The 24,440-nt window shown below is 35.3% G+C and carries 22 protein-coding genes; 8 read left to right on the forward strand and 14 right to left on the reverse strand.

Annotated features, from left to right (window positions below):
* The 5 genes from VB796_RS22610 to VB796_RS22630 form a co-directional block, all read right to left on the reverse strand.
* Positions 1-314, reverse strand: a 314-nt coding sequence (locus tag VB796_RS22610; protein WP_323348869.1) for a biotin/lipoyl-binding protein, incomplete at its 3' end; no start/stop codon positions are given.
* A 191-nt stretch (positions 315-505) separates the two neighbouring features.
* Positions 506-784 carry a hypothetical protein gene (locus tag VB796_RS22615; protein WP_323348870.1) on the reverse strand — a complete coding sequence of 93 codons (279 nt, stop codon included), beginning with the start codon at positions 782-784 and terminating at the stop codon, positions 506-508.
* A gap of 268 nt (positions 785-1,052) precedes the next feature.
* On the reverse strand, positions 1,053-3,662 hold the full coding sequence (clpB, locus tag VB796_RS22620; protein ID WP_323348871.1) for an ATP-dependent chaperone ClpB: 2,610 nt from the start codon (positions 3,660-3,662) through the stop codon (positions 1,053-1,055).
* Positions 3,663-4,059: 397 nt separating this feature from the next.
* Positions 4,060-4,449: a LytR/AlgR family response regulator transcription factor gene (locus VB796_RS22625; RefSeq protein WP_323348872.1), complete on the reverse strand. Its 390-nt coding sequence runs from the start codon at positions 4,447-4,449 to the stop codon at positions 4,060-4,062.
* Positions 4,450-4,652: 203 nt separating this feature from the next.
* Positions 4,653-5,222 (reverse strand): hypothetical protein, encoded by a 570-nt coding sequence (locus VB796_RS22630; RefSeq protein WP_323348873.1) that lies wholly within the window; start codon positions 5,220-5,222, stop codon positions 4,653-4,655.
* Positions 5,223-5,494: 272 nt separating this feature from the next.
* Between VB796_RS22630 and lysS the strand changes: the two genes are divergently transcribed.
* Positions 5,495-7,213, forward strand: a complete 1,719-nt coding sequence (gene lysS, locus VB796_RS22635; protein WP_323348874.1) for a lysine--tRNA ligase — start codon at positions 5,495-5,497, stop codon at positions 7,211-7,213.
* A 143-nt stretch (positions 7,214-7,356) separates the two neighbouring features.
* Here the strand turns inward: lysS and VB796_RS22640 are convergent, their stop codons facing one another.
* Both VB796_RS22640 and VB796_RS22645 read right to left on the reverse strand, forming a co-directional pair.
* Positions 7,357-7,551, reverse strand: a complete 195-nt coding sequence (locus VB796_RS22640) for a cold-shock protein (RefSeq protein WP_109743651.1) — start codon at positions 7,549-7,551, stop codon at positions 7,357-7,359.
* Between the two features lie 181 nt (positions 7,552-7,732).
* The gene (locus VB796_RS22645) at positions 7,733-7,927 is read right to left on the reverse strand and encodes a cold-shock protein (RefSeq protein WP_109743652.1); all 195 of its coding nucleotides are present in this window, start codon (positions 7,925-7,927) and stop codon (positions 7,733-7,735) included.
* 445 nt (positions 7,928-8,372) lie between these two features.
* On the opposite strand from VB796_RS22645, the gene VB796_RS22650 reads away from it, so the two are divergent.
* Positions 8,373-8,594, forward strand: coding sequence for a PspC domain-containing protein (locus VB796_RS22650; protein WP_109743653.1), 222 nt, complete (start codon positions 8,373-8,375; stop codon positions 8,592-8,594).
* A 99-nt stretch (positions 8,595-8,693) separates the two neighbouring features.
* Here VB796_RS22650 and VB796_RS22655 read toward each other — a convergent pair whose 3' ends face one another.
* Positions 8,694-9,701: a glycosyltransferase family 2 protein gene (locus VB796_RS22655; RefSeq protein WP_323348877.1), complete on the reverse strand. Its 1,008-nt coding sequence runs from the start codon at positions 9,699-9,701 to the stop codon at positions 8,694-8,696.
* Positions 9,702-10,025: 324 nt separating this feature from the next.
* On the opposite strand from VB796_RS22655, the gene VB796_RS22660 reads away from it, so the two are divergent.
* From VB796_RS22660 to VB796_RS22670, 3 genes are all read left to right on the forward strand, one after another.
* Positions 10,026-11,675 carry an amino acid permease gene (locus VB796_RS22660; protein ID WP_323348878.1) on the forward strand — a complete coding sequence of 550 codons (1,650 nt, stop codon included), beginning with the start codon at positions 10,026-10,028 and terminating at the stop codon, positions 11,673-11,675.
* Between the two features lie 600 nt (positions 11,676-12,275).
* Positions 12,276-14,021 carry a GMC family oxidoreductase gene (locus tag VB796_RS22665; protein ID WP_323348879.1) on the forward strand — a complete coding sequence of 582 codons (1,746 nt, stop codon included), beginning with the start codon at positions 12,276-12,278 and terminating at the stop codon, positions 14,019-14,021.
* A 116-nt stretch (positions 14,022-14,137) separates the two neighbouring features.
* On the forward strand, positions 14,138-14,794 hold the full coding sequence (locus VB796_RS22670; RefSeq protein ID WP_323348880.1) for a gluconate 2-dehydrogenase subunit 3 family protein: 657 nt from the start codon (positions 14,138-14,140) through the stop codon (positions 14,792-14,794).
* A gap of 50 nt (positions 14,795-14,844) precedes the next feature.
* Here VB796_RS22670 and VB796_RS22675 read toward each other — a convergent pair whose 3' ends face one another.
* The gene (locus VB796_RS22675) at positions 14,845-15,648 is read right to left on the reverse strand and encodes a helix-turn-helix transcriptional regulator (RefSeq protein ID WP_323348881.1); all 804 of its coding nucleotides are present in this window, start codon (positions 15,646-15,648) and stop codon (positions 14,845-14,847) included.
* Positions 15,649-16,088: 440 nt separating this feature from the next.
* Positions 16,089-16,670: a nucleotidyltransferase family protein gene (locus VB796_RS22680; protein ID WP_323348882.1), complete on the reverse strand. Its 582-nt coding sequence runs from the start codon at positions 16,668-16,670 to the stop codon at positions 16,089-16,091.
* A gap of 109 nt (positions 16,671-16,779) precedes the next feature.
* On the opposite strand from VB796_RS22680, the gene VB796_RS22685 reads away from it, so the two are divergent.
* The 3 genes from VB796_RS22685 to VB796_RS22695 all read left to right on the forward strand — a co-directional run bounded on the left by VB796_RS22685 (position 16,780) and on the right by VB796_RS22695 (position 19,260).
* Complete coding sequence (locus VB796_RS22685; protein WP_323348883.1) at positions 16,780-17,457, forward strand: hypothetical protein; 678 nt, start codon at positions 16,780-16,782, stop codon at positions 17,455-17,457.
* A gap of 274 nt (positions 17,458-17,731) precedes the next feature.
* On the forward strand, positions 17,732-18,181 hold the full coding sequence (locus VB796_RS22690; RefSeq protein WP_323348884.1) for a PspC domain-containing protein: 450 nt from the start codon (positions 17,732-17,734) through the stop codon (positions 18,179-18,181).
* A 104-nt stretch (positions 18,182-18,285) separates the two neighbouring features.
* Entirely contained in the window at positions 18,286-19,260 is a 975-nt protein-coding gene (locus tag VB796_RS22695) for a LiaI-LiaF-like domain-containing protein (protein WP_323348885.1), read from the forward strand.
* An 87-nt stretch (positions 19,261-19,347) separates the two neighbouring features.
* Here the strand turns inward: VB796_RS22695 and mce are convergent, their stop codons facing one another.
* From mce to tnpA, 4 genes are all read right to left on the reverse strand, one after another.
* Positions 19,348-19,746, reverse strand: coding sequence for a methylmalonyl-CoA epimerase (gene mce / locus VB796_RS22700; protein ID WP_323348886.1), 399 nt, complete (start codon positions 19,744-19,746; stop codon positions 19,348-19,350).
* 170 nt (positions 19,747-19,916) lie between these two features.
* Positions 19,917-22,055: a hypothetical protein gene (locus VB796_RS22705; RefSeq protein ID WP_323348887.1), complete on the reverse strand. Its 2,139-nt coding sequence runs from the start codon at positions 22,053-22,055 to the stop codon at positions 19,917-19,919.
* Between the two features lie 172 nt (positions 22,056-22,227).
* The gene (locus VB796_RS22710; RefSeq protein WP_323348888.1) at positions 22,228-23,904 is read right to left on the reverse strand and encodes a GH39 family glycosyl hydrolase; all 1,677 of its coding nucleotides are present in this window, start codon (positions 23,902-23,904) and stop codon (positions 22,228-22,230) included.
* A gap of 44 nt (positions 23,905-23,948) precedes the next feature.
* The gene (gene tnpA, locus VB796_RS22715) at positions 23,949-24,410 is read right to left on the reverse strand and encodes an IS200/IS605 family transposase (RefSeq protein WP_323348889.1); all 462 of its coding nucleotides are present in this window, start codon (positions 24,408-24,410) and stop codon (positions 23,949-23,951) included.
* Positions 24,411-24,440 lie beyond the last annotated feature (30 nt).

The raw sequence follows: 24,440 nt of genomic DNA on the forward strand, positions 1-24,440 counted from the left end.
CTTCGCAATATGGCTCCTGCTTTGATAGCTTGCTCTTTCAATTCTGGATTATTAATGCTGAATAAAACCTGTCCTTGCTTGACATTTTTACCTTCATCAATAAAAACTTTATCAAGATAACCTTTCACTCTGGCTCGGATTTCTACATTCTGTACCGCATTGATTTCTGCCACATAATCAGTGTGCAAAGTGGTGTCTATCTTGATGGGAGAGGTGACAGGAAAACTCTCTGCAACTTGTTTTTCTTGTTGGTCTTTATCCTTACACGACAACAACAGCGAGACGACCAATATACTTGATAGCAAATGTTTCATTATATTTTTGGGATAGATATTTGAATACTGTATTTTGAATATACAGCTATTTAAGATGACACCCAAGAGATTCTTAGAAAGTCAAATTTCTTTATTAAAATCACACAAAACAACCATAAAATACTCATAATAAGACACTTAACAAAAGAGTAAAAATACTCATTTATTGAGTTTTGATAATTAAGTATTTATCACGGTGGTGGATTTTTCTGTTGTAAACAAATATTAGAGTAGCCATTTACAAGAAAATAGGAAATATTTTTATAAGAAAAAAGGAAGGGAATTTCAATAATATCAATGGATAGAATAGGATAAATATCCGTTTGGTCAATCGTATCAGTATTGGTATCAGGCAGGTTATCTTCTATTAAATTTTCAATTTCATTATCCTCTATAATCGTTACATTTTTATCGAAAAATAAATACAATACCACGTCTCCGTACATGACAGGTACGGATAATATTAGCAAAAAATATATTCTTTCAACTATTTTCTTTTTCAACAATCTAAACATAGTTTTCTTGATGATTTAGTAAGCAAATATAGTTGACTACATTTTTCTAAAAGACTTTTCCTCCTTAGAATTCCCTTAAAATGCTACCAATTCGACAATTGTTTCGACCAAAAGGCTAAAGACAAATCATGGAAAAGTACATTTTTACAGTATAAGTTCGTAAAATCTATTCATAAAAAAAGCCAATCTGTTTACAGATTGGCTTAAACAAATCGGAAATATTTTACCTATTCAAAGAAATATCTCCATTAATATTTTCAAATTTCAATCCTCCGTTTTCATCAACTTCCATCATTACTACCGAATCTTTGGTGATATAATTACCTAAGATTTGTTTTGAAAGTTCATTCAAAATTCTTTTTTGCATGACACGCTTTAAAGGTCTTGCTCCCATCGTTGGTTCGTAACCTTCATCAGCTAATTGCAAAAGTGCGGCATCTGATGCTTCCAAAAGAATTCCTTGCTCTCTCAAACGTTCTTGAATTTGACGGAATTGAATTTTAACAATTTGAGCTAAATTTTCTTTCGATAATGGCTCAAACATGACAATTTCATCGACACGGTTCAAGAATTCTGGACGCACTACTTGTTTCAAAAGTACCATTACTTCTTCTTTGGCTTTCTCCATCACAATATGATTATTCCAACCTTCCATCTCTCCCATTTTCTCCTGAATAATATGGCTACCAATATTGGATGTCATAATAATAATGGTATTTTTGAAATTGGCAATTCGACCTTTATTATCCGTCAAACGACCATCATCCAAAACCTGTAAAAGAATATTCCAAACATCTGGATGAGCTTTTTCAATTTCATCTAACAAAATAACTGAATACGGTTTTCTACGCACAGCTTCGGTCAATTGCCCACCTTCATCATAACCAACATAACCTGGAGGCGAGCCAATCATACGGCTCACGGCATGGCGTTCTTGGTATTCCGACATATCAATTCTAATCATGGCGTTTTCATCATTGAACAAATAATCCGCCAAAGCTTTAGCCAATTCTGTTTTACCAACACCCGTTGTTCCCAAGAAAATAAATGAACCAATTGGGCGTTTTGGGTCTTGCATTCCTGCTCTCGAACGACGCACCGCATCTGAAATCGCCTCGATAGCCTCCGTTTGTCCTGCCACCCGCATTCCCAATTCGTCTTCCATGTGCAGCAATTTTTCTTGTTCTGCTCGCATCATTTTTGAGACTGGAACGCCCGTCCATTTAGCTACAACCTCTGCAATATTTTCTGGTTTAACTTCCTCTTGCAACATGGTCGATGCTTGTTGCTCGTTACTCGATGTTTGGAATTTTGCGAGTTTAGCTTCCGCCTCTACTAATTTTGCGTAACGAATTTCAGCTACTTTTCCATAATCTCCTGCACGTTCAGCTTGTTCTGCTTCCAATTTCAGTTTATCAATATTCTCTTTTTCTTTACGAACATTATTCAGAATATCTTTTTCACCTTGCCATTTAGCCATCAAATCCGTTTTTTTGTCGGTCAATTCAGCTAAATCGTGGTTGATTATTTTCTCACGTTCAACGTTATTTTCTCTTCTAATTGCCTCACGTTCAATCTCTAACTGCATGATTTTTCGTTGTAAATCGTCGATTTCCTCTGGCACAGAATCTATCTCCATTCTCATTTTTGCAGCGGCTTCGTCCATTAAATCAATGGCTTTATCGGGCAAATAACGGTCTGAAATATAACGACTTGACAATTCAACGGCGGCAATTACGGCATCATCCTGAATACGAACACCATGATGTAATTCGTATTTATCTTTAATTCCTCTCAATATCGAAATGGCATCGGGAATGTCTGGTTCATCTACAATTACGGTCTGAAAGCGTCTTTCGAGTGCCTTATCTTTCTCAATATATTTTTGATATTCCTTCAAAGTTGTTGCCCCAATTGCGTGCAATTCTCCACGAGCCAAAGCGGGTTTCAACAAGTTGGCAGCATCCATTGCCGACTCTCCCCCACCTGCACCAATCAACGTATGGATTTCGTCAATGAACAATACAATATCTCCATCAGAATCTGTAACTTCCTTAATTACAGCCTTTAAGCGTTCTTCAAACTCTCCTTTGTATTTTGCCCCAGCAATCAAAAGTCCCATATCAAGGGTATAAATTATCTTTGATTTTAGGTTTTCTGGCACATCACCTACGATAATTCTTTGGGCTAAACCTTCTACAATAGCAGTTTTCCCAACCCCAGGTTCTCCCACTAACATCGGGTTATTTTTAGTCCGTCTCGAAAGGATTTGTAAAACCCTCCGAATTTCTTCATCACGCCCAATCACAGGGTCTATTTTCCCAGATTTAGCAAGTTCATTTAAGTTTCTGGCGTAGCGTTCCAATGAACGATAGGTTGCTTCTGCGTTTTCGTCTTTCACGTTTGTATTTCCTCTTAATTCTTTAATCGCTTCTTTTAATAACTTCTCATTAAACCCATTGTCTTTCAACAAATTAGCCGTGGAATCTTTCCCTATCGACAAGGCTAATAACAACACCTCTATTGAAATATATTCATCGGTAAACTCCTTCATCAATCCCTCTGCTTTGGTCATAGCGGCATGGGCTTCGTTGGCAAAATAGGGCTGTCCTCCTCCCGAAACTTTGGGATAGGCATTTACCAAATCATTCAATTTAGATAAGAAAAAGGCTTGATTCACGCCTAATTTTTTCATCAAAAACTGAGTAGTATTAGGCTCTTCTTCAATAATCGCTTTCAGTAAGTGTCCTGTTTCAAGGGCTTGCTGACCATTGTTGGCGGCAATTGAAGCAGCCTGCTGAATTACCTCCTGTGTTTTAGTTGTGTATTTCATGTTTTTATAGGAGAAAAGGAAGGACAAGGAGGAATCAATAATAGCTAATTTCTCCGTTTTTCTATTTCCTTTCCTATTTGTATGCTTCAATTTCTAAGCCAAGCTATTTTTTCGGAAATTATGTCTCAAATCCGAGTAAATCACTCCCCAAAACCCGCCAAATTGACCGTAAACGTACATTTATGACAGTTTTGACAATTTTCAATTTCTTTTTCCGTAGGACGGAATTTTCAAGAAAACGACATTACTTTTAAACCCTAAGTGATTCAAATATAGTTACAAAAAAACAGCTCCCCGAAATATTCAGGAAGCTGTATGCTATTCACCTAACCACTAAAATAGTTTATCTTTAAAAAAGCCAAGTTCTAAAAACCCCTTAAAAGAACAAGGCTTTTTATTACACTCTTTGTCTAAAATTTTTCAACTGTTTCTGAAAATCAGTTTTACGTCTTCTTGAAATTTCAATTCTTTGTCCATTTTGCATCGTAATATATGGTTCTACCGAGAAATCCACATCTTTTAAAAAATGGAGGTTAATGAGGTAAGACTTTCTAATTCTTGCAAAATCATATTCTTGAAATGCCTCGCAAAAGTCTTTTAAAGTCTTTGAGATTAATGTTTTTTTGCCATTAATCATGTGTACATAAGTGTAATTTCCATCACCTTCCAACATCATTATATCCTGAATGATGATTGGTGTTTTTTTTCTATCTGTATAAATAGCTGGATAGAAACTTGATTTAAAATTGGCGGTTGGATAAGCATAACTCTGTACTGAAATGTTCATGTTGTTAAGAGATAAGACGGGTTATGTATGTTACTTTGTTCTTATTGAACGTTACAAAATAACAATACCATTCTTTCTTGTTTTAGCGTAGAATTACGCTATTTTAAAAATTGCGTAATTTTACGGTGTGACTTTTAAATGGTTTATAAGTCATCAAACCCTTAGTCGTAAAATGAATATTTTGGAAAACAAATATTTTGATTTTACTTTAAAAAATTACGTAAAAGAGAAAATACCAAACTTAATGCTAAAAAAGGCACAGTAAACCATAACCAGCCAACAATACCCCATATACAAAAACGTAATTTATCCGTTTTATTTCCTTCCATAATAGGCTTATCTAATAGAAACTCCTTTCTCAAAACCTCGATGTCTGTTTTAAATAAATATTCCTGACTTATTCCTAATAAGTACGGACTACGTGAATTTCGTCCTCTAATGAAAGCCTGATAGGTAGATTTTGGAAAGAAAACAATACCTACACTAAAAGCAGACAAGCAAAATACCCAAGCAATATAAAAGCGTCCCCAACCACCTGAACCAATTACCCAAGCAGCAACTCTGGCCTCATCTTGCCATGTAGTGTCATAATTCAATAAAATATGTAGCATATCATGTCGCCAAACGTTTTCACGGCGACCTTTCACATTAGGAATTGGCAATGAGAAATACTTAAATTTTAGCCAAATCCACTCATTATTTATACCACCTTGTTCACCGTAGCCGTGTTTTTGATAAAATTCTTCTAAAGATTGATGTAATGTTGCTGCCATAGGAATTTTGTTTTTTGTTACATTAAAGTTATCAATCCATCAAATTGGACTAACATCACTGGATAATTTCCCGTTTATTAGGTATAAAAACTTAGGAAAGTACAAGGTTTTTCAAGTTTCACAAGCACATTACACGATTTATTTATAATTTTGTAGATATTATTTAGCCTTTCGTTATACGTGTATGTTCATTATTTGAAGCAATTGAAAAGTGTGTATTTCAAATAATTTCAAACGGTATATCCAAAAGCTAATTGCTTAAAATCACAATCATGATACAATTATCAGAACAAGAATTACTTCGCCGACAAAAGCGTGAAGATTTGATGAAATTGGGCATCGACCCATACCCTGCCGAAATGTTTGACGTAAATGTTACGGCTGCCGACATTCTCAAGAACTACGAAAATAATAAGATAGATTACAAGAGTATTTCAATCGCAGGGCGTTTGATGTCTTTCCGTATTATGGGAAGTGCATCTTTCGCAGAATTACAAGATTCTACGGGACGTATCCAAGTGTATTTTCGTCGTGACGATTTATGCCCTGACGAAGATAAAACGCTTTATAATACCGTTTTCAAAAAACTTTTGGATATTGGTGACATCGTTGGAATTAAGGGTTATGTTTTCACTACGCAAGTGGGCGAAATCTCAATCCACGTCACAGAATTCAAGATTTTAAATAAATCTTTGAAACCTCTTCCTGTTGTAAAAAGAGACGAAGAAGGCAATATTCACGATGGTTTCACTGACCCAGAAATGCGTTATCGTCAGCGATATGTGGATTTGATTGTGAATCCAGAGGTGAAAGAAATTTTCTTGAAACGTTCTCGTATTGTAACAACCATGCGTGCGATGTTCGACTCAAAAGGTTGGTTGGAAGTGGAAACTCCCATTTTACAACCTATTCATGGTGGAGCTTCTGCTCGTCCATTCAGAACGCACCACAATACGCTTGATATGCCTTTGTATATGCGTATTGCCAACGAATTATATTTGAAAAGATTAATCGTAGGTGGTTTTGATGGCGTTTATGAATTCGGAAAAATGTTCCGTAACGAAGGCATGGACAGAACCCACAACCCAGAATTTACATCTTTGGAGTTCTATGTAGCTTACAAAGATTATAACTGGATGATGGATATTACCGAGCAGATTTTTGAAAAAGTAGCCATCGCCACCAATGGGCAAACTAACGTAAAAGTTGGCGAAAATGAAATCGAATTTGCTGGGCCATTCACTCGTTTGACCATTGCAGGTGCCATTGAAAAATATACAGGTGTAAATGTAGAAGGCATGGATGAAGAAACCCTTCGTGGACACTGTAAATCGTGGGGAATTGAGGTTGATACAACAATGGGAACGGGTAAACTTATCGACGAGGTATTCGGAGAGAAAGTGGAAGCGAACCTTATTCAGCCAACATTTATCATTGATTATCCAGTTGAAATGTCTCCGCTTACTAAAAAACACCGTAGCAAACCTGGTTTAGTAGAGCGTTTTGAATTGTTTGTCAATGGAAAAGAAATTGCCAATGCTTACTCTGAATTAAATGACCCAATTGACCAACGTGAGCGTTTTGAGGAACAATTGAAATTAGCAGAACGTGGCGATGACGAAGCAATGGTAATGGATGAAGATTTCTTGCGTTCATTAGAATACGGAATGCCGCCAACGGCTGGTATCGGTATTGGTATTGACCGTTTGACGATGTTGATGACTAACCAAACTTCCATTCAAGAAGTTCTTTTCTTCCCTCAAATGCGTCCAGAGAAGAAAGTAGAAATGGCAACAGATGCAGATTATGAAGCTCTTGGCGTTCCAAATGCTTGGATTCCAGTTTTACAAAAAATGGGTTTCATGACAATCCCTGCTTTGAAAGAAGCAAATCCCAATAAAGTATTTAATGATTTGGGAGGAATGAGAAAGAAATTAAAACTTGACATCGCTATTCCTACAAAGGACGAAGTGATGAGATGGTTTGAATAATTATTAGGTATTAGTGTTTAGGTATTAGGTGTTAGAAAAACCAAAAGATTCTAACACCTAACTTCTAAAACCTGACAACTCACCATTAAAAAAGCCCAACCAAATTAATGGTCGGGCTTTTTTAATGACTATATGAGAAACAATTAAGCCTTCTTCACATTAACAGCGTTTAAGCCACGCTTTCCTTCTTGAACGTCGAAAGAAACAGAGTCATTTTCACGAATAGTGATTCCAGATAATCCTGTAACATGAACGAAGATTTCTTCGCCAGAATTGTCATCAACGATAAATCCAAAACCTTTTGATTCGTTGAAAAATTTAACTTTACCAGTTTGCATAAAAAAAATATAAAAAAAATTAAAAAATAAAAATTCTAAGTAATAAATTAACAATTAATATTGATGAACAGACACAGCTATTTAGGCTTTTTTCGACGGTTGACGAAATAAATAAGGTAATCTTTTGGATTTTTACATCCAGCTATATAAACAAACAATCTTTTGTCAAACAAATAAGAAACTATTGTTTCTTTACATTAGCTGCGTTCAAGCCCCTCTTGCCATCAACAATGTCAAATGAAACTTTATCATCTTGACGAATGTGCGTTCCCCCCAAAGCTGTTACGTGAACAAAAATCTCTTGTCCAGATTCATCATCTACAATAAATCCGAAACCTTTACTTTCATTAAAAAATTTTACTGTGCCTGTTTGCATGATTACTAATAATTAACAATTGATAAAATCATCAGAAAACAACAGGGTGCCTTCTATATGAATCAATAGCCAAAAAGAGAAATGATGTGATACATTGAATGTTTGATAATCAATGAGGATGTGAATCTGAGGGGACTGACGTACTCTTGAATAATAAAACTTGTACTAAATATTTACTTTTTAAACTATTAACCATCAAATGTAGTCATAATTTCGTACATTCCTACTTTAAATACAATATTTTTGCTATTTTTTCTGAAATTAGTAGTATTTACTTAGTATTTTTTTGTGTTTTTCAAATATTTATACCGTCTGATTTATCCCAGCATAATATTGTCTCTATTTGAAAATCACATTGTATTATTTGAAAAAGCTACGTATTTTTGTAACTTGGATTGAATTTAAAATAAATTTACTTCAACAAGTCACCAATCAAGTAAATATTATGCTCAAAATTAAATACTTCGTTGAACAACACGTATTTGGAGTTTGCACTCGATTAGGCGAAAAATTTGGCATTTCTACTGCCAGTATTCGCCTGTATTTTGTTTATCTTTCTTTTATAACGATTGGGTCTCCTATTATTCTCTATCTAATCCTTGCCTTTTGGATGAATATTCGCCGTTATCTCCGCCAACAAAATAATCCGACTGTTTGGGAGATTTAGTTATGAGTTATGGGAATTTGAGTTCCTCAAAAACAATTTATTTTCACTTTTATATCATCTATTCTCTAAAATCTAACCACTTTCATCTATTCTCTACTTTCACATTTCGTCAAACCTTTCTTTTCCTTTCACAAAATGTTGCCAAACGATATTATGTGAGAATATTTGCCCTAAATTATTACGCTTTTGAATTTTCTGACGTTTTTTATGCCATGACCCCAAATGTGCGTAAAAATTAAAGTGAGCTCTCACTACTGCCCAACAGTCTTCCCAAGTATCAAAAAACAAGAATTTTACGCCTGCTACTCCATCTAAAATTAATCTGGTCAAAATTGTTTTGAAAAGCCCTTTATCTGGATGATTTTTGTAAAGCATTGCCAAGCCATTTCTGAAATTCAAAAATGTTTTGTGTGGGTTTGACTTGTGTAATGTTCCTCCTCCTACGTGAAAAACTTCCGACTCTCCGCAAGTATAAATCTGATAACCAGCGTGTTTCATTCTCCAACAAAGGTCTATTTCTTCCATGTGGGCAAAGAAATCTCCGTCAAAACCGCCTAATTCATGAAAAACATCTGCTCTTACAAACATACACGCACCTGTTGCCCAAAAAACTTCTACATTGTCATTGTACTGTTCTAAATCTTCTTCTAAAGATAAAAAGACTCTTCCTCTACAAAATGGATAACCCAAACGGTCAATGTATCCACCTGCTGCTCCTGCGTATTCAAAATGTGTTTTTTCGTGATAAGCTTTTATTTTGGGTTGACAAGCAGCAATATTTGGATTATTCTTCATCAGTTGAAGCACTGGTTCAATCCAATTAGGCGGTACTTCTACATCAGAATTCAGGAGAACATAATATTTATACTGATTCTTTATTTGCTCCAAAGCTTCATTATATCCTTGTGCAAAGCCATGATTTTGACTCAGTTGGATAATTTTCACTTGTGGAAAGTCTTTGTTAAGAATAGCAATAGAATTATCTTTTGAAGCATTATCTGCTACATAAATAGCCGCACCAGAAGAATTACTAATTACGGATGGTAAGAAATCAGATAAGTATTTTTGACCGTTGTAGTTCAGAATAACTACTGCTGTTTGATTCATGTGTAAGGAGCAATGAGCGAATGAAGGAACGAGCATACAGATTGCTCATTCAAATCAAGGCAGTCAAAACATTTTTTGTTGGTTAAGTCTATAATTTGTAAAGTTAATTTGATTTTTTCAAAAATTAAACAAATACAAGGGTTTCGCTTTATTTGAAGTTTTTCAGTAAATTAGCCTTTATCAATAGAGTGTTGAGGTATGAATGATAAATTATGAATAGAAATTTACAGAAAATCGTAAAGTTTATACGTAAAATTACGCCTTCCTGTTAATTCATCATTTGTGCCTCATCATTTGTTACTCATCATTCATAACTCAAACTAAATGCCAAACAATTCTATTTTTAGACGAAAATCAATTTCTAATGTTTTAAAGCAAAGCGAAGGTTCGCATGGCGAATCTGGACTCAATAAAATATTAGGAGTCAGAGACTTAACTTCATTTGGTATTGCTGCAATTATTGGAGCAGGTATTTTTAGTACCATCGGACGAGCCAGTTTTGACGGTGGACCAGCCGTTACCCTACTTTTTCTATTCGTTTCTATTGCCTGTGTTTTTACGGCACTTTGTTATGCACAATTTGCCTCAATGGTACCTGTTTCGGGTAGTGCTTATACGTATGGATATGTATCGTTTGGTGAAATTTTCGCTTGGGTGATTGGTTGGGCGTTGATTTTGGAATATGCCGTTTCCAATATGGTAGTTGCCATTTCTTGGTCAGAATATTTTGTTTCTATGCTTAGAGGATTTGGGATTATTTTTCCAGATTTTTTAACTTTTGACTATGGAACGGCTCACCGAGCATTTTTATTAAGTCAAACCGAAACTTTGGTTGGTGGTGATATTGCTGCGGCACAGGCTTACGCAAACGCTCCTTTAATTGGTGGTATCCATTTCTTGATTGATTTGCCTGCTGGATTAATTACGATGTTGGTTACCGCATTGGTTTATGTCGGAATTAAAGAATCTCGAAATGCCAGCAATTTTCTGGTAGCCCTAAAATTGGTAGTTATTTTATTGGTAATTTGTGTGGGTGCATTTTACGTTAAACCCGAAAACTGGACACCTTTTGCTCCCAATGGTTCAAAAGGCGTTTTAAAAGGTGTTGCTTTGGTATTTTTTGCTTTCATTGGTTTTGACTCTATTTCAACGATGGCAGAAGAATGTAAAAATCCGCAACGAGATTTGCCACGTGCCATGATTTATTGCTTGGTGATTTGTGCCGTTTTATACGTAATGATTACCTTAGTTTTGACAGGAATGGTTAATTATACAGAACTCAAAGTAGATGACCCTTTGGCGTATGTTTTTCAGAAAGTAAATCTTGATTTTGTGGCAGGCGTTATCTCCGTTTCTGCGGTGGTTGCCATTACGAGTGCCTTGTTGGTTTATCAAATGGGACAGCCAAGAATTTGGATGTCTATGAGCCGTGATGGATTGCTTTGGAAGCGTTTTTCTAACATTCATCCGAAATTCAAAACACCAAGTTTTTCAACGATTGTTACGGGGTTTTTAGTGGCAATTCCATCTATGTTTTTGGATATGGGCTTTGTAGCGGATTTAACCAGCGTAGGGACTTTCTTTGCTTTTATTGTGGTTTGCGGAGGTGTTTTATATTTAGACTATAAAGGTTTATCGAAGGATGCAAAGTTTAAAATTCCTTATTTAAACGGTCAATATTTAGTAGGTGGATTACTGATAATATCTCTTATCTATGTTATTTCACAAAATATTTTTATTGCTCAAATATCAGAAAAACCGCTTTTGACAGTATTTTGGTTAGTCTGGGCAATATTAGCGGTATTGGCTTATCAACACAAATTTTCGATTTTACCAGTTTTAGGAATTTTAACCAACCTTTATTTAATGACCGAATTAGGCATTATGAATTGGACTATTTTCTTGGTTTGGTTAGCAATTGGGTTGGCAATCTATTTCTCTTATGGCTACAAACATAGTAAGTTGGCAAATTGAAATTTTTAGCCAATTAATGAAAGTCAGTCTTGAAAAAGGCTGACTTTTTTGTTTTAACACCATACTATAAAATCAGGGAAAGAATGAAAATTCAAAATCATCAACAATCACATTGGTTTAAGACAGATAAATCTCAAAAATAATCGGAATTATCTACTATTTGGCGGAATTAAGGTTAGGCTTCTCCGAAGCCCGTAATTCGAGGCTATTCTTGTGCTACAAAGGTTGAATTTCTCCGAAATTGTGTCGATTTATACCTCGGAGAGGTTCAACCTTTGTAGAATATAGTGAAAATTCTCGTACCCACTTCGGAGAAGTGTAACCTTAAAAGAGTCCGCCAAATATTAGATAATTCCGAAAATAATTCATAAAAAGTAGGGTAATAAAGGATATATTTGAGTAAGAAAATATCAAAATTTGATTCTATTAAAACTGTCATCCACAAACTCTGAGCGTTAATTTCAACTAACTATTAACCATTTTCTAATCAAAATATATTCAATTTTATTCATAAAGTTTGAGCTTTTATTATTCCATTATTTTTTAAGTTTATATTACATTTCATAATAGACGAAATCCTTTCATTTAACCTAAAACACAATGCTTGATTTTCAGATAAAAGAACAGTCAACCGAGTACGACGTAGTCATTATTGGCTCTGGGGCTGGTGGTGGTATGGCTGCATACGAACTCACTAAAGCTGGGGCAAAAGTTTGCGTATTAGAAGCAGGGCAATACTATGACCCTGCTGACCCAAAATATATAACTCAATTAAAAGCACCTTGGGAATCTCCTCGTCGTGGGGCAAATTCAACTCGTGCTTTTGGCGATTTTGATGCCGCTTATGGTGGTTGGAACATCGATGGAGAACCTTATACTACTACCAAAGGCACAGAATTTCACTGGTTTCGTTCAAGAATGTTGGGCGGTAGAACAAACCACTGGGGGCGTATTTCCCTCCGTTTTGGACCTGACGACTTTAAGCGTAAATCTATTGATGGTTTGGGCGATGATTGGCCCATTGGTTATGACGATGTAAAGCCATATTACGATTATGTTGATAAACTCATCGGTGTTTTCGGAACCAATGAGGGTATGCACAATAACCCAGATGGATATTTTTTACCTCCTCCAAAGCAACGTTTACACGAATTGATGCTTCAAAGAAGTAATAAAAAATTAGGTATTCCAACGATTCCCTCTCGCCTGTCAATTCTAACCAAACCTGTCAATAAAGAACGTGGACAGTGCTTTTATTGTAGCCAATGTAGTAGAGCGTGTCAGGCTTATGCCGATTTTTCTTCGTCGTCGGTTTTGATGATTCCTGCCATGAAAACGGGAAACTGCCATTTGATAACTTACGCAATGGCTCGTGAAGTGTTGACTGACTCAAATACTGGCTTGGCAACGGGTGTATCTTACGTGGATACGCAAACGATGACTGAAAAAGTAGTGAAAGGGAGAGTGGTTATTTTGGCTGCGAGTGCAGGCGAAACGGCTCGTTTGTTATTAAATTCAAAATCTGCTCGTTTCCCGAATGGTTTGGCTAATTCAAGTGGCATTGTGGGGCGATATATTAATGACTCAACGGGTGCTTCTCGTGCGGGAATTATTCCTGCTTTATTCGACCGTAAACGCTATAATGAAGACGGTGTGGGCGGAATGCACGTTTATACACCTTGGTGGTTGGACAACAAAAAATTAGACTTCCCAAGAGGTTATCACATCGAGTACGGTGGTGGTATGGGAATGCCAGCTTATGGTTTTGGTTGGGGTATTGAAGGAATTAACGAAAAATATCCAACTCGTGAAGGTATCAAAAAAGCAGCAGGAGGTTACGGAGCATCTTTAAAAGAAGATTACCGTCGTTTCTACGGAGCATATATTCACATGGCTGGACGTGGCGAGCCTGTGCCAGATTATAACAATTACTGCGAAATAGACCCGAATGTGGTAGATAAATATGGTATTCCAGTTCTGAGATTCAACTACAATTGGTCGGATTATGAAATCAAACAGGCGAAGCACATGCAAGATACTTTCGAACAAATTATTCACGAAATTGGTGGTGTGCCATTAGGCGGAAAACCTGATGCTAAAACCAATTACGGTTTGGCAGAACCTGGAAAAATCATCCACGAAGTAGGAACTGCCCGTATGGGTAACGACCCTAAAACGTCGGTTTTGAACAGTAATTGTCAGGCTCACGACGTGAAAAATTTATTCGTAGCCGATGCGGCACCGTTTGTTTCTCAAGGAGATAAAAATGCTACTTGGACGATTTTGGCGTTATCAGCACGTACTTCAAATTATATCATTGAACAAAAGAAAAAAGGAAACTTATAATGATTGGCACGCAGATAACGCAGATACTTCGTAACGCAGATTTTACAGATTAATATCTGCGAAAACCTGCGTTGCCAACGGCATCTGCGTTATCTGCGTGCTAATAATTGAGAACAATGAAAAAGAGAGATTTTCTTAAAAATATAGGGCTTTCATCGCTTGGATTGGCGGTAGTAAGTCAAGATGCCTTGGCAGGTGAAATGTTGGATGGTCCAAAACCAAAGCCGAAAGCAAAAACAGTAGCTTCCGCATCCACGACACTAAAGTATAATTATGGTAGAACAAAAGACGAAATCACAAGAGATGCAAAACTCTTGGCAGAGAAGTTTTATACAGACCATGAAATACAAACTATTACCGTATTGTCAGACATAATCATTCCTGCTGATAAGTTTTCGGGAAGTGCTTCTCAGGCAGGAGTTCCTGCTTTTATAGAGTTTATCACGAAAGATAAACCTGAATTCAAAACGCCAATGCGTGGAGGTTTACGTTGGTTAGATTCAACAGCAATCAAGCGTTTTGGAAAGGATTTTGTAGCTTGTACATCCAAAGAACAAATTAATATTGTGGATGATATTGCCTATCCAGAAAAAGCCAAAAAAGAATTTTCGCAAGGAGTAAATTTCTTTACATTAATGCGAAATCTAACGGCATCAGGGTTTTATTCATCTGAAATGGGACATAAAGACATGGATTATCAAGGAAACCGACCTAACAATTGGGAAGGCGTGCCAGACGATGTTTTGAAACAATATGGATTGAGTTATAGCTAATATTATATCCATCATACGTCTAAATCATTGGCGTATGATGGATATTTTTTCTACCTCAATATGCCTAATTGTTTCGTCAATTGGACTAATGCCGTAGTATCACGTGCATCCAATTTTCTAATCATATTTTTTCGATGATTATCAACGGTATTAGAACTAATAAATAATTTATCGGCAATTTGTTTTGACTCATATCCCTTAAGTAATAGTTTAAGTACATCAAGTTCTCTTTTTGAAAAAATATCTTGTTTTTTCATCTCCATTTCTTTCGATGAAAACGTCGTCACAAACTCTCCATTATTAAAACTAATTCGTCCCCAATATTGGTCAGTAGGTTTAATGAGGTGGTCAATATCTTGGTCAACAATAAAACATAAAGTTGGAAACCCATTACTGTCATATTCCAATCCAAATATTTGAACCATTGTATGAAACGGTTTTCCGCTTGGTCTAAAATGTTTCATCCCATAACCATAAGCCACAAAATTTTGTCGAATTTCTTCAGGAACTTCTTTAATTGAATCAATCATGTAGCCAAAAAGCGTTGGAATTGCCGACATATTTTTCATCTCGGGAGTCATTGTTTGTAAAAATTGACTAAACCCTTTTTCGATAAAATCCTCCTCCGAAATACCCAAAGAAATTTCTGTATTAGCAATATATCTGAATGATAAATTACTCATATCCATAATTCCGTAAACTGCATTAAGATAGGTTGTCTCCTTATTGAAGAATCCCATTTCTTGTAAATACTTTTCTGTTGTTTTTTCAGATGCTACCCCAGAAATATGGTTGACAGCCTCTAAACATTTACGATAAAGTTGCTCTAATGTGTAAGTAGGAATTTTGTGCATAAAAATAAACAAAATACTATATATAAATAGTGATTGGTTAATGTGACTACGTATTTAAAAGATTGAGTTTTACTACTCAATAATTGTGTAGTGTATAAGATTACTGATGAAGGTTTGGAGATTTGGGTATTTTTTTCAGAAAAGTGAGAGTGGTTTTCAAATATAAGGTGATTTTATCTATAAAATAGCCAAATTGGCTATTTCTTTTTCTTGAGGTTATGCAGACATTTGCAAAGTAACAAAAAGATATTTTGCAAAAATTATTATATGTTGCTACATTATTTCGAAATTTTGAAACATTAGTATTTGCATAGTTTTCGGAATACTTAACCACAATTTATAAATTACTTTATCAGTTATTAATTTTTGTGAAACCGCCACTTCAATAACCAAAAATTAATAAACAAAAAACCGAAAAGATTTCTTTCGGTTTTTTTGTTTTAAAACGCACTGAGTTTATTCAAATCCTCTAAAGTATCTATATCAAAATTGCCTTCTTGAAAATCTACAATCCCAATTTTATCTGTGTATTTGTGCAAAAAGGCTTTTGCTCCTTTATCCCCTTGCAAATTTAATAATTCAGGAAAAACCATTTTATCAAATAACATTGGCACACCCAATTGATTTTTGTATTGACAAGCTATAATTGGTGGCTGAAATGATGCAAACATTTGCAACATTTCTTGTATTTTTTCTGTATTTACGAAAGGTTGGTCACATAATAAAATTATAATCACATCGGTATTAGGGGCTAATTGCTTAGTTCCAAGACTAATGGAAGTACCCATACCTTGTTGCCAATTTGGATTAAAAATGGTATTAATTTGTGCTGAAAATGGACATAAATTTTGTTCAACCAAATCTGCATTAGCTCCTAACACTATCAAAACATCATCAGAAATACTCAAGGCAGTTCGAGTAATTCTACGGATAAGTGTTTCACCTTGAAATTCCACAAGTTGTTTTGGTTGTCCCAAACGGCTCGAACTACCTGCAGCGAGAATAAGTATGGAAAATCTCATTTTAAATGTTGATTAAGTTACTTTTGAAATCTTTGGCAGTCATATCATTGTTATTTAACTTGCAATAAATCAATTTTGAGTCATTAAATCTAAAATTTAAAAGAAATTTATGAAAAAGCTATTATTAGCCGCTATGCTATTAACTGGTTTACAATCAGTTAACGCTCAAGTATTCTCAGGAACTCAGGAAGTAGAGAAAGCCAATAAAGAAGGGCTTTATACATCAGTTGCCATTGATGATAAATATGTAAAGCAAGCTTGGCAAGTAGAATTAGCCAAATATGGCAAAGTGGAGTCAGGGAAAAGTGGTGCTTATAAAGTGACTGGAGCAAATATGCCAACGATTTCAGGTGACCCTATTATGTTGGTAAGCCGTATTTCATCAGAAAAAGGACGTACTAAAATATTTTTATCTTTAGGCTTAGGTGATGAAGCTTATATAGGAGCAACACACCCTAAATACGCTTCGGCAGAAAAGATTTTGAATGATTTTGTGGAGGTAATTAATCTTCAAGAAGGTGTAAGAGTAGAAGATAAGAATTTGGAAGATATAAAAGACAAACAAGCTAAAGTTATCAAAACGGGCGATAAATTGGTTCGTGCTATTGAAGATAATAAAAGAGAGAAGGAAAAACTTTTGAAGAAAATTGAAGAAAATAAAGTGGAATTAGAAAAACTTTTGACCGATGTTGAGCAAAACAAAAAAGACCAGATTACGGCTGGTGACAATACAAATGTTCAAATTAAGAAAGTAGAAGAGGCAAAAGCAAAAGTACCGAAACAATAAGAGAAAAATTTATTGTCAAAAAAAAGGGTTGAAGGGAAGTAATTCCTTTTAACCCTTTTTTTATTTAATCTCAAATGAAAATTTATCCATTCTTAATTCTACGTTACCGTTCATTTATTTCCCAGTTGCCGTTTATAAAACTCATGATACCTTTCGGACACAAAACAAGGTACTATGTATTATAAAGTAGTAAAACTTTCCGATATTAGTATTCCGTTTTGAAAATGAAATTCTCTAAATCAATCGATTATTCAAATTTTAAACAACAGTAACCATGAATCAGAACTTATATCGCATACCTTCAAAAGGACAATTAGGAGGTGTGGCAGCAGGATTAGCAGTACGTTTCGGAATTGACATTGCAGTAATGAGAATTATTTTATTTCTCGGACTAATATTTACACACGGTATTTTTTTCTGGATATATATTATCTTGTGGGCAACTTTACCTGTACAAGAACAATGGCAAACCGCTAATGGAGCAGATGCCTCTAACGAATTTACTTTTAACGAAACGCTAACAAACATGAAAAAAGATTCAAGCAAAGTTTGGGGGATTGTCTTAATCATCCTCGGTACAATTTTCCTATTAGACGAATGGATTCCAGATTTTGATTTTGGTAAATTTTGGCCTCTTATCTTAATTGCCGTAGGTGGGTATATCATCTTCAAAGACAAAGATAAAATTGATTTTCATAACGATAATAACAATAGTAACCTCTAAAATTAGTTATTGGTGATTAGTTATTAGTGATTGGTAAAACATGTTCAATTTTAGAGATGTTTACACCAATAACCAATAACTAATTGACCAATAACCATCATAACATGAACTCTAAAAATATTTTTGCGGGCGGATTTTTAATACTGCTCGGTATCTTGTTCTTGGGTAAAGAATGGGGTTGGTTTCACATCAATTGGCACGAAATATCTCGATTATGGCCTTTATTGTTGATATACCTTGGTTTGGTTGCTTTGTTAGGCAAAACAAATCGTTCGGCTACCGTCATTACCATTGTGCTTTTGTGCATTGCTATTCCCACTGTAATTGTGAGAAGTTGTCAAGAAAAAGTAGGTGACGCTTTTGACAACAACGGAATTCATATTGATATGGACGATGACGATGATGACAAGGATAATAATGACGACGATGATGATAAAGATTATGCCTTTAAAGGTTCTAAGCAAAACTTAGTAGAACCGATGAATGCAAGCATTAAAAGTGCTACTTTGAATTTTTCAGGTGGTGCGGCTGAATTTGACATTAAAGAAACATCAAAAGATTTAGTTGAAGCTAATGCTGAACTTAATTTTGGCAATATTTCTTTGAAAAAAACAGGCGATGCTGACAGTCCAAAGGTAGATTTTGCTTTGAAAGGAAAAACCAATAATATCAATATTGATGAGGATAATCACAACAAGGTAAATTTGAAATTGAATTCAGAGGTAATTTGGGATATGAATTTTGAATTTGGAGCAGGAAAAGCAGATTTTGACTTGAGCCAATACAAAGTAAAAAATCTATCTATCAAAACTGGCTTGACTAAAACAGACGTAAAATTAGGCGATAAAACGGATAATTTAGACGTTAAAATTGAGTCAGGTTTAACGGATATTGAGTTTCAAGTACCAGAGTCAGTTGGTTGTAGAATTGATATTGATGGAGGTTTGAATGACAAAGATTTTGATGGATTTATTCAGAAAAATGGTCATTGGGAAACGCCAAATTTTGACAAATCAACCAAGAAAATCAACTTGAAATTTGAAGGCGGTTTACAGTCTTTGAAAGTTAGAAGATATTAATCCTGCTTTAGGCAATGAGCAATAAAAAATGGGGTTATCGGAACTCAAATTCCAATAACTCCATTTTTATCACTTATTACTTATTACCTACACTCCTTGACAAAGTTCTACCAAAACCGAATTAGTGCCTTTTGGGTGCAAAAAACACACTAATTTATTATCAGCTCCTTTTTTCGGGGTTTCGTTCAAAAGCGTAAATCCTTCTGATTTTAATCTTGCCATTTCCGAAATTATATCTGCTACTTCAAAAGCAATATGATGAATGCCTTCTCCTTTTTTCTCAATAAATTTGGCAATTGGACTATCAGGATTTGTAGCTTCTAAAAGCTCAATTTTTGTCTGTCCCGTCTGAAAAAACGAAGTCATAACACCCTCAGATTCAACGCCTTCTTGTTTGTAAGGGGTAACGCCTAATAATTTCGTGAATAACTCGTTTGAAAACGCTAAACTCTTCACGGCAATGCCAATATGTTCTACTTGTTGCATGGTTTTGTTTGCTATATTTTCATAAAGTTACGGAACTATCAACTATTTGTCGCAGACAAATTTAGACCACATATTGAACTAATTTTACAGATAATCTAAATAATAATCAGCGAAAATCAGTATAATCCGTTCAATCTGTGGTCTATTGTTTCGTAAGGTTATAAAAACCTCTAAAAAAACTTCTCCAACCCTTCCCATTTAACCTTCCAAGAACCATCTTTAGGAAATCCAGGATTTTGTGTTTTGCAATCATCATAACCCGCACACATGAGAGCAACGGCGGCTAAAAGTCCTCCATTTCCTGGTAAATAAAGACGTAAACGTCCGTCTTGAAAATTATGTCCGTTTGGTAAGTAGGTGTTTGTTCTAATTTTCATCATCAATCCGTCGATGGCTTTTTCGGGCATATCCAAACGAGTGGCAGTCATAGCAACCATCGGGAAATCCCAACCCCAAGTGTCTTGCCAATCCCAAACATTCCAAACTTTTTCAAAAGTTCTTTTCATGGTTGGTTTGTCAAGCATTGCGGTTTCGGGCAACATTCCCAAAGTACATAAAACGGCTGGATGGTCGGTTAAATATTTTGGATTTGTATAAGAATCCTGAGCGTTTTCAGTCGCTAAATAAAGCCCATCTTTTGTAGGAAGTGGCGATAAATTATCAATCACTTTTTGCCAATTTTCATTTGGTTTTAAGCCTAATCTTTTACGCCAATTTTGGGCAATTTTTAGTGTTTGGCACCAATAATTTAGCTCATAAGTTGGGTTAAAAGTATCCTCAGGCTTAAATCTTTCTTGAGCCGAAATAATCCCTTTTCCTAAAATATACTTTCCTTTTTCTTTGTCAAAATAGGCAAAAGAAGCCATAAATTCAGCCGTTTCGAAAACGACTTGTTTGTATTTTTCTAAGGTTTGACGATTCGGCTTTTGACGATAAACTAATTCTGAAAAAGTAATAATGTGTGGTTCTTGCCAAATTAAATATGAACCCACCGAAGAGGATGTTTCACCGCCATCATTATCCGTCATTTTAGCCCATCTTGCACCAGCAAACCCTTGTCTTTTGGCTATTAATCGGGCAGTTGGCAAGGCTTTTTTATACCAAGACAAACTTTTTTCTAATAAATCAATTCGTCCCCAAAGGGCAAAATGAATGCCATGCCACCAGTGCATTTCGAGGTGAGGTTTACCAAACCAAGAGTTGTAAGTCAAGCCTGTTTCTTGTGGAGGAGCTGAACCTGCACATTGTATTTTAGTAAGATATTCCGAAAGAATAATTTGGCGTTCTAATTCATTTGCTCGTGGGTCGGTACTGCCTGTAAAATCAATGGCTCCACCTGTATTCCAGAAATTATACCAGTTGAAAATACTATTATTCTGTACGGCACTAAAGTTTGTTTTTTGAGCAATATTCTTTTCCGAAAATTGACAATTAAGTGTTAAAATATCAGAAGATTTTGAAGGCTCAAGGACAAAATAATGAGGTGCTGTTTCTTGTAATTTCCCGCTATTATTCCACGATAAATGAACGAAATACTGGTCTTGGTCTAAAGTATGGTTGACCGTTGCGTGGTTTTGAGAAGAAACTAAAATTTTAGAAATATGGCTCTCTGAGTTTTTCCAGTTATTGCCTGCATCTACAAATTTATCGGTTGGATAAGGCAGACGTAAACGGATTTTTAACTGTCCTGTTTTTAGCAAATTTGACTTCACTTTTACCGCAATAATATCCTTTTGTTGATGACAAAATGTTTGAACATCAACTGCTTCACCATCAAAAATGAAATGACTTTTTATTTCTCCTGTAAATGGATTTAACGTTTGTGAAACATTTTGAATATCAGAAGGTTGACCTTTTGAATTATCCTTCTTGAATAACTCAAAACCAAGATTTCCTAATTGCAAACGGTGCGGATTTTGGCGAATAAAATCAGACGCTTCTTTTTTGCGTTTTGGTTCATTCCATTGAGCAGCATAAGGCACTTTTCGACCGTGAGATTCAAGGTCTTTTAGTGTTTCTTCGATTTTATAATTCCCCACATTTGGAAATTTATGCCAACCCCATTCCGACTGTGTACCAAGTGAAATTCCATTAGCATAAAAATCAGGAAAAGTTTGTAAACCAGTAGCATCAACCGTGAATGCAAAACCGCCATTTCCAATGGATAAAGACGATAAAGTATCCAGTTTATTGACCTGAACTTGATGGCGTTCTACAACCGCTTTTCTATCAATTTTTTGAGCCGAAACGGAAAGCGGGAGATATATAAATGCTGATAAAGCAAGTGCTTTAAAAATTGTGTTTTTCATTAAAATAGATTTTATTTTAGGATAAATATTAGCAATATATTATTTGACATTTGGTAGTGGCGTATAGCATACGCCAATGTTATGGCGATGTTGGCGTATGCTATACGCCACTACCAAATAAACGAAATCAATACTATTAAATATTTATTGTTGGTACTTACATTATTGATGTTTACCAGTCAAATTTCAACAATGAAACACCTTGTCTCGGTAAAGAAATAGTCATTTTTAGCTCGCCATTTTGCGTTTTCACGTAGCTTGGCGAAGTCAATAGTGTTAATTGTCCTGCTTTTTCTAAGATAGTAATTTGCTCATTTGTTGGGTTTTCGGGCGAACCCATTTTTTTCCAAACTTCATAAGAATTACTGTTTTCATTATCAATTCTGTAATGATGAAAATTAACTTGTTTGGCGGTAAAACCTTTCAAATTCACCTCAATATTGGCATTTGTTCCTTGCACATCGTCATCGTGATAATGCCAAAGCATAACTGCCGCCGAATGAGCATCTTTACTGGCAAGGGCATCAATATCAGCGTTTTTCCCTCGTACACTCGAATCTCGCACCATCGTGAAATGATAGTTTTGATTGCCTTTCACTTCCACTCTTTTTCCCGACATCATCCCAAACATTCGGAATACATTTAGTACAGGTTTATCAATGCCATTGGTTGCCAAATCACGGAATCCGTAGAAATAAGGCTGATTCTCAAACTCGAAAGACCAACTGATTGCCCCTAAAAGATTGGCTTTATGAAAATCGGCAAGGGCATATTTTCGGGCAAAAGAAGCGGCAGTATAACTCGAATACATCGTACCATTTCGGTAAGCATTTTGTGGATTTGTTTTCATGCCACAAGCCGCACAACCTTCAGGGTCAGACTCGCCAATAATGATGGGTAAGTTTTTAAGCGTTGGATACGACGTTACAATTCTAAAACCTTCTGAAATATCACGCAATTGCGTTCCCATGTTCATTTGCACGTGTCCATCCACAATTTTGGGAGAGCCTTTGGCATGAAAAGAAATAAAATCTAAAGGAGAACCAATTTTGCCCGTTACATAATTGGTATCTGAAACACAGTGTTTTAAAAAAATATTTAAGAAATCAGCAGCTTTGTTCCAACTTGGCCCTGTGGTTTCGGGACCTCCCATTTTGATGGTTGGTAAAGCACGTTTGGCGGCATCAGCGGTGTAGTCATACAGTTTGCAATATTCTTGAACTGTGCCACTCCAATAGCCAATATTGGGTTCATTCCAAAGTTCCCAATACCACGTTTCAACTTCCGCTTTTCCATATCTCGCCACTGAATGTTTTACCCATTCATAAACCAAATTTGCCCATTTTTTATAATCTTTTGGAGGATACGTCCAACCTTTATAAATATCATTATAGGGCATTCCAGGTTGCCAATGATGCTCGTAAGGCTTTGGTTTTGAAGACAATACTTCGGGCATAAAACTAAATTGAGCCACAGGTTTTATGCCTCTTTGTAAATAAGTATCAAAGATTTTATCAACAATAGTCCAATCATAAACAGGATTTCCTTTGGCATCTTCTGTATAAACATTGGTCGAACCCCATTTTAAAGTGAGCGTATCATGTCCAGAAGTGAGCATATTATGAGCCCGAAAATAAACAGGAACAGGACTCAATGTTGATAACTCTGAGAGTAGTTTTTTACCGTCTTTCATGTAAGCATAATTGGGTTCGTCAGCTCCAAAAAATGCCCAAAACGGATACATTTCGCCAATGGATTTATTAAAATCAACATTGATAGTAGTTGTTTTTTGGGCAAAGGATTGATAGCTACCAATCAATGCGAATAAGATTAGGATTATTTTTTTCATAGCGTTTTGTTTAGCTAACTAATGGTATTTAAACCATCACATTTTTATGTCAAATTGTCAAAAATGTATCGTTCATCATAAGGCACATTGAATTTGTTAAGAAAATTTAGATACTCCTGTTCAAATGTTTGTTTTTTATGATGCTCTTCTTGATTTTGAACGTATTTATAAACCTTATCAATTTGTGAATGTCCGTAAGAAAATACCCCGTAACCTTCTTGCCATTCAAATCGTTCTGGTGTTAAAGAATGGTCATTAATGTGTTTTGATGATTTCGCCTTTACCGTTTTCATTAATTCTGAAACTGAAATGACAGGTTTTAATCCTAAAAAACAATGAACATGGTCTTCTACGCCATTCACAATAATTGTTTTACATCCTGTTTCATTTATTAAATTTCCAATTACTGCAAATAATTCGCTTTGCCAAGATTTGTGAATTACAGCATTTCGATATTTTACTGCAAAAACTGTTTGTAGATAGATTTGATGATAGGTATTTGCCATTTTTTATTTTATTAAGTGTGAAGAATTGTG

This window comes from Arcicella sp. LKC2W (assembly GCF_034931005.1).
Lineage (GTDB): Bacteria > Bacteroidota > Bacteroidia > Cytophagales > Spirosomataceae > Arcicella.